Here is a 12121-nt window from a genome sequence, read left to right as displayed (position 1 = left end):
TTTTTCCATGATTTTCATCGAGAATTAACACGGAATTCTCGACCAAATTGTTTTTTCCATAATTTTCATCGAGAATTAACACGGAATTCTCGACCAAATTGTTTTTTCCATAATTTTCATCGATAATTAACAGGAGATATCAGCTAATTTCATCATTCAATGAGTTTCATCGTAGAAATTTTTCCACAACACGATGCCAAACATCGAATAAAATAATATTTGGCATATATGGATAAATATTCAATATCTCTTCCTAGTTCTTTTAATTTCCTCTAGCTTCGAATATAATTCTGTTTCAAGATCATATTCAAAATAATTGGCAAGTTTCAGTAAATAGGCGAGACAGTCTGCCAGCTCCTTGCCAAGATTCTCTCTAATGGATTCTTTAGCTATTTGCATTGCTTCAACATCGCTATATCCCTCTGACAAATATTTCTCTGATAAATCAAACATACTTCTGAATTCCTCAGCAACTTCTGCTACTTCAGTCGTTAACAACATATGTATGTATAGTAAAAATGTCTGATTTGCTTTAAAGCTGTTTTCATCGAAAAGATTGTATCCCATTTCTTTCTCAAAGCTGCGATAATAATTTTGTAATTTTTCCATCCATATCCCTTTCATAGTGCCTATAGATTTTTTAAAAATACATAGCTGACCTTATCATACTTCATTTTTTCCTCGTAAAACCTATGTGCGTCAACCCGTTGCAAGCCTGAAGATAAAGCGACTTTATCATACCCCTGTGCTTTTGCACAATCGTGAACATAGGATAAAAGCTCATCACCATATCCTTTAGACCTTTCATCAGGAGCGGTCACTAAATCACTTACCCAAATGTACTCACCGTAATACAACGTAATCATTGGCATGAATCCAACAACAGCGACCATTTTTCCAGTATTATCAATGTAAGCTGCCAATCTATAATTTTCTTTTTCTATTGCTTCCAAAACAAGTTTTAAATACGTATCTTCATTGAGATGTGTTCTTAAATGTTTCATAACATGATAACCATCTAATATTTCTTCCTTACTCTTTAATTCTTTAATCAACTTATCAACCCCTTTGTCTAAAAAAAGTCTTTGACACAACCTTGTAAATATTTGTATATTTTAGATACTACTTTATATTGAAACGTAAAGGAAGGTGTTTTTTATGTGGCACTGGATTATTTACATTTCTATTCCTTTCATTGCCTTTGCAATTATTGAAGAGTTAATCTATTTAATAGTAAACTTAAGCATTTTTCGTACAAAAAAGCATCCTGAAAAATTAAAGGATATTGGTGAATAGACTAATATTTTTAGAAAAATATTATCAATATCTTTTTTTGTTTACAATAGTAACAATTGTAGTCTTACTGTAGTTATTAGAATTTGAAAGGGGTTTATTATGGCAGCTAAAGACAATCGATTGGGCTTCGTTGTCACTGGATTATTGCTCGCTATCTTAATGTCCGCAATGGATAATACAATAGTAGCAACTTCAATGGGTACGATAGTTGCCGATCTTGGAGGTTTTGATAAATTTGTATGGGTGACGTCAGCCTATTTGGTTACCGTCATGGCTGGAACGCCGATTTTCGGAAAATTATCTGATATGTACGGCCGTAAACGATTTTTTATTTTTGGGTTGGTCGTTTTTTTATTTGGCTCTATCCTTTGTGGAACTGCAAATTCAATAACACAGCTTAGTATTTATCGCGCTATCCAGGGCGTTGGTGGAGGCGCATTGATGCCAATAGCCTTTACGATTGTGTTTGATATTTTTCCACCTGATAAAAGGGGCAAAATGACTGGACTGTTTGGCGCAGTATTTGGCACATCAAGCCTTTTTGGTCCACTACTTGGCTCGTATATTTCAGAATACATCGGATGGCACTGGATATTCTTTATTAACGTCCCAATCGGCATTATCGCCTTTTCATTAATATTCTTTTTTTATAAAGAATCGCTTGAGCATAAATCACTAGAAATTGATTGGTGGGGAGCTTTTACGCTTGTAGGCGCGGTTGTTTGTTTAATGTTCGCGCTTGAACTAGGAGGAAATCAGTTTGCATGGGATTCCTTGACGATCATTGGATTATTCAGCCTATTTACAGCCTTCTTTATTATTTTCCTATTTGTTGAAACGAAGGCTAAAGAACCGATTATTTCTTTTCAAATGTTTAAAAAGCGGCTATTCGCTACAAGTAATGCGATTGCATTTTTCTATGGAGCAACCTTTATCATCGCAACGATCTACATACCGATTTATATTCAAGGTGTTTTCGGGGGAACGGCTACGAACTCTGGTCTTATTTTAACTCCTATGATGCTTGGATCAGTATTTGGCAGCCAATCAGGGGGATTACTAACTACGAAAACGAGTTACCGCAATATCATGATTTTGTCAGGTGTCTTTTTTATTACTGGCATATTTTTATTAGGTACATTAACTCCTGATACGTCACGCGTAATTGTGACCATATTTATGATTATAACTGGCTACGGGGTCGGCTTTAATTTCTCTACATTAAGTATGTCTGCCATTCATAACTTTGATATGCGACAACGTGGTTCAGCTACATCATCACTTGCATTTTTTCGTTCATTAGGAATGACGTTAGGGATTACCATTTACGGGATTATTCAAAGAAATATATTTGCAAATTCATTAACGAAAGAATTTCAGGGTATGGGAAATGGAAAGGGATTCGGCGATTCTAGGCAGCTTTTATCTCCAGAAACACGTAAAGAAATACCAGCACCTGTTTTAGAGAAAATCACGGACGCACTATCTAGTTCGATTGCACAAACCTTTATGTGGGCACTTATCCCTTCTTTGTTAGCTATCATCTTTATTTTCATGATGAGTAAGGAACGGGTTGAAATACCTGCGGAAAAAGCAAGGGCATAAACAAAAGCGCAAGCGCCTGTTCAGTGACGTACAGGCCCACAGGATGTGGGTCCGTCGACGTCGCCACAGGACGTGGCGGTTTTAGTCGACGTTCCTCGCTTTTGGGTTCTGACGAGATAAAGGAAACACGATGAGCCACGAAAAGCGGAAGGCGCCGGAATAAAAGAAGAAAGGCTAAGTACACAACGTCCTGTTGCAGGCTCAGGCAGCGACGTCCTGTCGCTTCGCCTGCACTAGTACATCCATGTACGTCGCAACGCCTTCTTGACCCGCATCCTGCGGGCCTCCGACAAGCAAATGTTCTGAGTCAAAAAAGTCGCTCTTTGACTTTATTGACTCAGAGCATTTGACCTCGAGGGGCTGGCGCCAGTAGCTGGACATTAAAGGCGAGTCGATGTTGACTTATTGTAGGGAGAAACCGAAAGTTTGCTAGTCGCCGGCTGCTTGCGCTAGACTGGAACTACCTGCTTAAAAGTTATCCACAAGGTTCCAATCTATAAGTTTCCTAGAGAATAAAAGGAAGCGATTCGCTTCCTTTTTTTATTTGGACAATTTCCGAACAATCTCGTATAAAAACCAATAGATTGAACGAGTAGTATATAATGAGTATATAGAGGTTTGTTATCTGGGAGGTTTATCCAAAATTATGAAAAAACGGTTATTTGTCCTTTTATTTTCTATTCTTTTTGTATTAAGTGCATGTTCTTCAACTCCTAAAAGTGGCACCCCAATTAAAGATTTTAATTATACAGATCAAGACCGGAAACCTTTCGGACTAAAAGATCTAAAAGGAAAAGTATGGGTATCAGATTTTGTATTTACAAACTGTACGACTGTCTGTCCACCAATGACCTCAAATATGAGCCAACTACAACAAGAAGTTAAAGACGCTGGGTTAGAGGATGTCCATTTCGTATCTTTCAGTGTTGATCCCGAAAAGGATACGCCTGAGGCGTTGAAGAAATATGGGGAAGCTTTTGGTGCTGATTTTTCAACATGGCATTTTTTAACCGGCTATTCCCAAGAGGAAATTGAGGATTATGGCCCAAAAAACTTCAAAACAATCATTAAGAAACCGAAGAATGACGACCAAGTAATACATGGAGTAAGATTTTATCTCTTTAATAAAAACGGAGAAATTATTGCAGATTATCCTGGAAACGAGGACGTTCCATTTAATCAAATTATAAAAGATATTAAAGCAGCTAATAAACAATAATCTTAAAAGGTGTGCTCATACGGTCGTCTTTGTACTGCACCCCAAAAGTTAGAGTGAAATCTGACTTTTGGGGTGTTTGTTTTTGGCTAAATACAGTGAAGAATTTAAACTTATGGTGGTTAAAGAGTATCAGGAAGGAAAACTTGGACATAGATCTCTTGCTGAGAAGCATGGTGTTAAGAGTAAAGCACAAGTTGAACGATGGGTAAAAATCTATGAGAAGTTTGGAGAAATAGGATTAAAGAGGAAGAAGCATTCTGAAAGTTATTCTGTTCAATTTAAGCTAGATGTATTAAGCTTTATGAAAAGAACAGGTTCTTCAGAGACAGAGGCTGCCCTTCGTTTTGGGTTAACAAATCCTCCTATTATAGCCTCATGGAAAAAGTCATTTTTGGAGGGGGGAATTGAAGGCCTGGAGAGACCGAAAGGACGGCCGCCCATGTCTGATAAAGCTAAGAATAGAAAAAGCCAAAAAAGAACAGATGAAAAAGAAATGACATATCAACAAAAATTGGAGAGAGAAAATGAACTTCTTCGTTTAGAAATAGAATACTTAAAAAAGTTGCGAGCTTTTCAGATGGATCCGGAAGGCTATCTCGAAAAGCACAAGCAGCGTTATCATTCGAACTCAAAGAAACCTTCCAATTAAAAGATGTTTTACATAGAGTGGGTATTCCGGAGTCTTCCTACCATTATCATATAAAAGTGATGAAACGGGAAAACCCAGATCAAGAGCTTGAAGAATGTATTCAATTAATTTTTGATGAACATGATGGCAATTACGGTTATCGTCGAATCTACTTGGAATTAAAAAAACGTGGTACTCAAGTAAATCATAAGAAAGTACAGCGCATCATGAAGAAACTTAGACTTAAAGCTACAAAGTTTACAAGAAAATCACGCAAGTATAGTTCTTATAAAGGGACGGTTGGAAATATTGCCAAGAACCGTATTAAACGTCGTTTTTACACAAATGTCTGTCGTCAAAAGTTAACAACGGATATTACAGAATTCAAGTGTTCAGACGGTGTAAAACTTTATCTAAATCCTATTATGGATATGTTCAATGGTGAAATCCTATCTTACGGGGTAAGTATGCGACCAACCTTAGAAATAGCCCTTAAACCACTAGAGAAAGCTCTAGAGATAGTAAAAGAATCAAAGTATAGAACCACCGTACATTCTGATCAGGGTTGGCACTACCAACATAATATGTGGGTAAAAACACTCAAGGAACACAAGGTCTTTCAAAGTATGTCTCGAAAAGGAAACTGTTTAGATAATTCACCTATGGAGAACTTTTTCGGATTAATGAAACAAGAAATGTATTACGGGGAAGCTCTGTGCTCATATGAGGAATTGAAAACGAGAATAGAAGAATACATAAATTATTATAATTATAAACGTATAAAGAAAAAACTGGCAGGCATGAGCCCAGTTGAATACCGGATTCATACCAGCCAATTAGCAGCTTAATATAAAACTCTAACTTTTGGGGGTCACCTCACTTTCGACTTTTGAGCACACCTTTAATTATGCGTGTCTATTGAGGACAGAAAACTGTCTTTTATGTTTATATTGGAAGAAACCAAATGTGATGATCATACAACCAATGATAAATATGGTTAAGATGGCTAGGTTATACCACATAAAGCTGAAGTCACCGCTTGAAATAACCGCCTTATATGCTTGAACTGTAAAAGTCATCGGCAAGAATGTATTAAACGGCTGTAGTTGGTGAGGAATAAGCTCTAGTGGGAACGTTCCAGCACTAGTCGTTAGCTGCAATATTAGTATTATAATAGCAATAAATCTACCTGGATCTCCAAGTAATGTGACTAAAAATTGGATTAATGCGATAAATGTTAGACTTGTAACAATTGTTGTCAAAATGAATAGTGGTACGCTTTCTACTTGTATTTTGAGACCAAATAACATGATTGCAACAGCGAGTAATGATTGGATAATACCTACAATCGCAAGAATCCCAAATTTCCCCACAAACCAACTAAACCCATTTTTCGGTGACACTGCTGGCTCCCTAAGAGGAAAGACAATAGAAATCAATAAGGCTCCGACAAAGAGTCCTAATGATAAGAAATAAGGTGCAAATCCTGTTCCGTAGTTAGGAACCTGATTGAGTGCTGTTTTATCCACCGTAATCGGTTCACCCATCATATCGTAAGTGTCATCGCTCGTCTTAATACCATTTACTTGATCTGCGGCTTCCCCAAGCTTATCTTTCATCTCGGCAGATCCATCTTCGAGCTTTTTCATTCCGTCTACGAGTTCTTTTGAGCCGCCCGCTAATATATTACTTCCATCACTAAGTTTAGTAGAACCAGAAGCTAGCTCCTTCATTCCACCATTTAATGCAGATGCTCCACTTGAGAGCTTATTCGCTCCATCCCTTACATCAGCTAACTTTTCATCGAATAAGGAAATTCCACTTAATAATTGTTTTTGTCCGCCTTCAAGTGTCTGAATCCCTTTTACTAGATCTCCAGAACCGGACGAAAGTTTATCCAATCCTACTTTTAATTGATTTTGTCCGTCTGTTAATTCACTCATTTTATCGGCTAACGTGCTTGCACCAACTTGAAATTCTTTCGCTGAAGAATACAAGCTTTTAGTACCATCTTCAACTGCTCCACTGCCTGCCTCAAGCTGAGCAATGCCTTCTTCAAGATTTGCTTTCAACTCCTTTCCAATTTGTTTTTTCACTTCATCAGGTAATGGTAGTTCAGCTAACTGAGCATCAATATTTGCAAGTTGCCCTTGCATTTGTTGAATCCCGGCATGTAATTGACTTGCTCCTTTTGCCACCTCACCGGCTCCTGTTTGAAAATCTTCTAATTTATTTGCTAAATAGGCAGTTTTATCTTGTATTTGTGTGGATCCAGAAATAACGTCCTCCATCGCCTGATCAGCACTTTTTAACCCTGCGTCCAATGTATCTGCTCCACTCGATAATGATTGTACTCCTTTATGTGCAGCTGCCGCTCCCTCTACAAGCTTTCCATGGCCATCTTTTAGTTGCGCAATACCATTTGCAAGAGTTGAAGCTCCTTCTGCTAATTCATCGCTTCCTGATTGTACTTTGGACACACCATTATTGAACTCAATCGACTTTGATGCGAGTTCATCTAATCCTTCTTTTAGAATCAGCGATCCATCGTTCAGTTTTCCTGCTCCATCATGTAACTCTTTCGCACCACTACTCGCTTCTGCAAATCCACTGCCCATTTCTTGGATTTTATCAAACATTGTTTCTGAGTAAGTGGCAACTACTTCTTTTGATACAGCTGCCTTTATTTCCTTTATCGCTGTTTCTCCGATTTGTGAAGATAGAAAATTATAACTTTCATTTGGAATATATTTTAATTCTAACTTTTTAGGATGTTCATCTAAAAGAGTTGTCGCATTTTCGGAAAAATGCTCAGGAATTTCAATGAGCATATAGTATTTCCTATTTTCAAGATCCTTGTAACCTTTGTCGCTATCGACTACTTTGAAATCAAAATCCTTACTTTCATTTAGCTTGTTGACAAGCTCATTTCCTAATTGCAGCTCTTTTTCTTCAAAAACGGCACCATTATCCTTATTTACAACCGCAACAGGCAAATCGCTAAGCCCATCATACGGATCCCAAAACGCCCATAAAAACATGCCACTATACAAAATAGGAACAAACATGACAGCAATTAACGGAATGAGGAGTTTTTTATTTTTCAAAACATGTTTAATTTCAGCAAAAAATAATGTGTTTCTCATATAATTTTTTCCTCCAAGTGAAAAACTTAATGACCATTTCTCTCATTTAGTCATATTAGTCTAAAAAAATCGGATCATCTATTTTGATAATCCAGTTAATAAATAAAACTTAAACAACTCAGATATTTTTTCTTGATTCAATGGTTCATGAGATTTTTCCCAATCAAATATTAATGAAATATACATCTTAAGCATGATAAACGCTGTTATTTCTGGATCACATTCTCGAATCTCACCCTTATTAACGGCTTCGATCACTTTCTCTTTAATATAATTTACGATTGAATTCTCGACCTTATCAATCATTTCTTTTACAGCTGGAGTCCCTATTTCCCTTTCTTCTTGAAAAAGCTTAATCGTCAATTGATGTTGCTTTCTATATTTTAATAATTCATAAATAGCCAGGTTGACATTTTCAAAAAAGGATAGTTCGTCTTGAATTACGGCCTCTGCAGCTGCTTTCATTTCTTTAATTAATGAATTAACAATCTCACCAAGCAATTCTTCTTTATTATTAAAGAAAGTGTAAATGGTCCCTTTTCCAACATTGGCTATTTTCGCAACTTGATCCATTGTGGTCGCTTTATATCCGAATAGAGAAAATGATTTTGTAGCGGCTTCAATAATAAGTTGCTTGCGATCAATGGACATTTATTCGCCTCCCTTAGAAAAATGACCGAAATACCATAATGGTCATTTAGTATTGATAAAATATATCATAATCATATAATAATAGCAAGAAAAAAACAGCTAAAATAATTAGCTGCTTAATTTTAAATATTGAACGATATCTTGAACTGCTTTTTTTCCTTGATCAATGCAATCCGGGATTCCGATGCCTTCAAAAGAACTGCCGGTAATAAAGACTCCTGGCATATCTTCTTTAAGATTTTCTTTAATTTGTTCCACTCGCTGTTTATGGCCGACTGTATATTGAGGCATCGCTTTTTCCCAGCGGGTGATAATAGTAAATTGCGGTTTTGCCTCAATATTCATTGTTTTCTTTAAATCTTCTAATACGATTTTTTCTATTTCTGCGTCTGAGAGATCGACAACCGTTTCTTCCCCTGCTCGGCCTACATAGCAGCGCAGCAGGACTTTTCCTTTTGGAGTAGTATGTGGCCATTTTTTATGAGTCCAAGTACACGCAGTGATAGTATAATCACTGTTTCTAGAAACAACGAAGCCTGTACCATCAATGGTATTCTCAACATCTTTTTCATCAAACGCCATAGCCACGGTTGCGACCGTTGTAGCCGGCATGTTTTTTAAACTACTTATATATTCTTTTTCATGTAAAAGATCAGCAATTGCTAAATGAGGTAACGCCATTACTACGCTATCAGCATGGAGGATTTCTCCATTATTTAGCGAAAGCTCATAAGTCGAATCAAAATGTCGTTCTAGCGAAGTGACTTGTACACCTTTCATAATTGTACAGTTGGTCAATTTCTCTTCAATAGCATCTACCAATGATTGCAAACCATTTTTCAAAGTAAGGAAGATACCTTGATTTTTACTGCTTAATTGGTTTTTAGGTGTCTTAGGCGTTGTTTTTTTCATTCCAAGAATCAAACTTCGATGCTCACGTTCTACTTTATAAAACTGCGGAAATGTCGACATTAGACTGAGTTGGTCAATATCACCGGCATATATTCCAGATAAAAGTGGTTCGATTAGATTTTCGACTACTTCATCTCCAAGTCTCCTACGGAAAAAGTGACCTAGAGATTGGTCTTCATTTTTATTTGAACGAGGTAAAATGAAGTCACATGTTGCTCTCATTTTTCCTTGTACAGAAAATAGTCCCGTTGTCACAAATGGGCTTATTTTAGTGGGAATTCCCATGACAGCCCCTTTAGGCATTGGATGCAGTTGTTCATTAACTAAAACAAACGACTTCCCTGCCGTATTATTAACGAGATCATCACTTAATCCAACTTCGCGAACAAGTTCTGCTGCACTCTTTTTCCTCTCCAAAAATGAGTCAGGACCTCTTTCAATGACAAATCCATCTTGATAAACCGTTTGAATTTTGCCTCCTAGTTTGTGACTTGCTTCTAGAAGTGTCAATTCAATCGGCAGTTCCTTATCGGCAATTGCTTTTTGCAAATAATAAGCTGTCGTTAAACCAGTTAATCCACCACCGATCACAACAACCTTTTTTTTATTATCATTCAACGTAAAATCGCCTACTTCTGCTAATTATTGTTTTTTTCCGAGGTGCTTTAATATAACTGAGACAAGAGCGTCAATAAATTTAGGCTGTGCATCTGGCATAGCTGGACGATAATATGCTGCACCTACCTCATCCGTTACTACTTTACATTCAACATCATTATCATATAGAACTTCGAGATGGGTAGAAACGAAGCCAACAGGAATATACACAAATGCAGTATAGCCTTTTTTCTCATGAAGCTCTCTTGTTAAATCTTGTACATCTGGTCCCAGCCATGGATCAGGTGTATTTCCTTCACTTTGCCAGCCAACTTCATATTCCGTAATACTTGCTTCTTTAGCGATTAAATCTGCTGTTTCTTGAAGCTGCTTAGGATATGGGTCTCCAAATTGGAGGATTTTTTCAGGAAGACTATGGGCGGACACAATTAAACATGCATTATTTCGCTCATCCTCCGGCATATTTTTATATACTTCCTTTACCTCGTCTGCCCAAAATCGAATGAATTTAGGTTCTTCATACCAGCTCTCAACAGACGTAATGACTAAACCTCCAAGCTTTTCAGCTGTTTCCTTCGCGCGCTCGTTATAAGATTTTACGCTAAAGGTTGAAAAATGAGGAGCCAATACTAGCGAAACAGCTTCTTCAATTCCGTCTTCGTGCATTTTTTCCACGGCATCTTCAATGAAGGGCTCGATATGTTTTAAGCCGATATAAGCCTTGAACTCAATTTCATCTTGAACTTCATTTAAGCGATCTTGAAGTCCGAAAGCCTGTTGTTCCGTTATTTTGGCAAGAGGTGATATTCCTCCAATAGCTTTATATCGATTCTCCAAATCTTCGAGAGCTTCCTTAGCAGGCGGGCGTCCATGGCGAATATGTGTGTAATAACGTTCAATATCATCCTCACTATATGGAGTTCCGTAGGCCATTACTAATAGCCCCATTTTCTTTTTAGTCATATCATTCACTCCGTTTCATTAACGTAATTGTTTTAATTTTTCAGCACTGTATTCATGAATAAAAGAAGTGAGGCGCTTTAATGTTTCCGGATTTACATCTGGGAAGACACCGTGACCAAGGTTAAAAATGAACCCAGGTGTTTGAATTCCTTCATCAATAATTTCTTTTGCTCGTTCCTCAATCGTTTCCCAATTTGCTATTAAGACGGCAGGGTCTAAATTTCCTTGAACCGCTTTTGTAACACCTATTTTTCTAGCGTCAGCAATCGGCAATCTCCAATCAAGCCCTACGACATCAAGTGGTAGGTCATTCCATTCCAATGCTAAGTGGCTCGCGCCTACCCCGTGCATAATCAGTGGAACATTCTCTGTTCTCATTTCTGTAAATATTTTGGTCATGACTGGTTTAATGTATTTTTTATAATCCGTTCTACTTAACGCACCTACCCAAGAGTCAAAGATCTGGACTGCACTTGCTCCAGCGTTAATTTGTGCTTTTAAATATGTAACCGTCATTTCCCCTAGCTTATCCATTAATAAAAACCAAGCTTCCGGTTCAGAATACATAAAAGCTTTTGTTTTATGATAATTTCTTGATGGTCCGCCTTCGATCATATAGCTCGCGAGTGTAAACGGTGCACCGGCAAAGCCAATTAAAGGAACGGAGAGCTGCTCTTCTGTTAAAAGTTTGATTGTATCAAGAACATAGGGAATATCTTCTTCAGGATGAATTTCTCCTAAAACTTCTATATCCTTAATGGAACGAATTGGGTTATCAATGACTGGACCAATTCCACTTTTAATTTCTACATTGACTCCTAATGATGGGAGTGGTGTCATAATATCTTTATATAAAATGGCAGCATCCACGTTGTACATTTCAACAGGAAGCCTAGTTACATACGCGCAAAGTTCTGGCTGATGGGTGATTTCAAATAGTGAATATTTTTCTTTTATTTTGCGATACTCAGCTTGAGAGCGGCCAGCTTGTCGCATATACCAAACAGGAACATGTTCTGTTCTCTCTCCTTTTGCCGCTCGCAATAATGTATCATTTTTAATAGGTTTCATGATTGTCCACCT

General features: G+C 37.3%; 12 protein-coding genes. 5 read left to right on the top strand and 7 right to left on the bottom strand.

Annotation, left to right across the window (positions count from 1 at the left end; all coding sequences use genetic code 11):
- Positions 1-240 precede the first annotated feature (240 nt).
- A complete protein-coding gene (locus KHA97_RS00615) occupies positions 241-609 on the bottom strand; it encodes a MazG nucleotide pyrophosphohydrolase domain-containing protein (protein WP_213122871.1) in 369 nt (122 codons plus the stop codon).
- A gap of 20 nt (positions 610-629) precedes the next feature.
- Entirely contained in the window at positions 630-1004 is a 375-nt protein-coding gene (locus KHA97_RS00610) for a GNAT family N-acetyltransferase (protein ID WP_213124257.1), read from the bottom strand.
- 154 nt (positions 1005-1158) lie between these two features.
- On the opposite strand from KHA97_RS00610, the gene KHA97_RS00605 reads away from it, so the two are divergent.
- From KHA97_RS00605 to KHA97_RS00585, 5 genes are all read left to right on the top strand, one after another.
- Entirely contained in the window at positions 1159-1296 is a 138-nt protein-coding gene (locus KHA97_RS00605) for a hypothetical protein (protein ID WP_213122870.1), read from the top strand.
- Between the two features lie 99 nt (positions 1297-1395).
- Positions 1396-2901, top strand: coding sequence for an MDR family MFS transporter (locus KHA97_RS00600; RefSeq protein ID WP_213122869.1), 1506 nt, complete (start codon positions 1396-1398; stop codon positions 2899-2901).
- 646 nt (positions 2902-3547) lie between these two features.
- On the top strand, positions 3548-4120 hold the full coding sequence (locus KHA97_RS00595; protein ID WP_213122868.1) for an SCO family protein: 573 nt from the start codon (positions 3548-3550) through the stop codon (positions 4118-4120).
- 82 nt (positions 4121-4202) lie between these two features.
- Positions 4203-4769, top strand: a complete 567-nt coding sequence (locus KHA97_RS00590; protein WP_213122867.1) for a helix-turn-helix domain-containing protein — start codon at positions 4203-4205, stop codon at positions 4767-4769.
- Positions 4670-5596, top strand: a complete 927-nt coding sequence (locus KHA97_RS00585; protein WP_213124256.1) for an IS3 family transposase — start codon at positions 4670-4672, stop codon at positions 5594-5596. Before KHA97_RS00590 ends, KHA97_RS00585 begins: the two co-directional genes overlap by 100 nt.
- Before the next feature lie 57 nt (positions 5597-5653).
- Here KHA97_RS00585 and KHA97_RS00580 read toward each other — a convergent pair whose 3' ends face one another.
- The 5 genes from KHA97_RS00580 to hemE form a co-directional block, all read right to left on the bottom strand.
- Entirely contained in the window at positions 5654-7894 is a 2241-nt protein-coding gene (locus KHA97_RS00580; protein ID WP_213122866.1) for a YhgE/Pip domain-containing protein, read from the bottom strand.
- 78 nt (positions 7895-7972) lie between these two features.
- Positions 7973-8545: a TetR/AcrR family transcriptional regulator gene (locus KHA97_RS00575; protein ID WP_213122865.1), complete on the bottom strand. Its 573-nt coding sequence runs from the start codon at positions 8543-8545 to the stop codon at positions 7973-7975.
- Positions 8546-8653: 108 nt separating this feature from the next.
- On the bottom strand, positions 8654-10075 hold the full coding sequence (gene hemY, locus KHA97_RS00570) for a protoporphyrinogen oxidase (RefSeq protein ID WP_213122864.1): 1422 nt from the start codon (positions 10073-10075) through the stop codon (positions 8654-8656).
- A 24-nt stretch (positions 10076-10099) separates the two neighbouring features.
- Positions 10100-11038 carry a ferrochelatase gene (gene hemH, locus KHA97_RS00565; RefSeq protein ID WP_213122863.1) on the bottom strand — a complete coding sequence of 313 codons (939 nt, stop codon included), beginning with the start codon at positions 11036-11038 and terminating at the stop codon, positions 10100-10102.
- An 18-nt stretch (positions 11039-11056) separates the two neighbouring features.
- Positions 11057-12109, bottom strand: a complete 1053-nt coding sequence (gene hemE / locus KHA97_RS00560; protein ID WP_213122862.1) for a uroporphyrinogen decarboxylase — start codon at positions 12107-12109, stop codon at positions 11057-11059.
- Positions 12110-12121 lie beyond the last annotated feature (12 nt).

Source organism: Lederbergia citri, from assembly GCF_018343625.1.
Classification (GTDB): Bacteria; Bacillota; Bacilli; order Bacillales; family Bacillaceae_C; genus Lederbergia; species Lederbergia citri.
The sequence above is the reverse complement of the archived record's forward strand: the minus strand, read 5'-3'. Positions and strand labels throughout refer to the sequence as shown.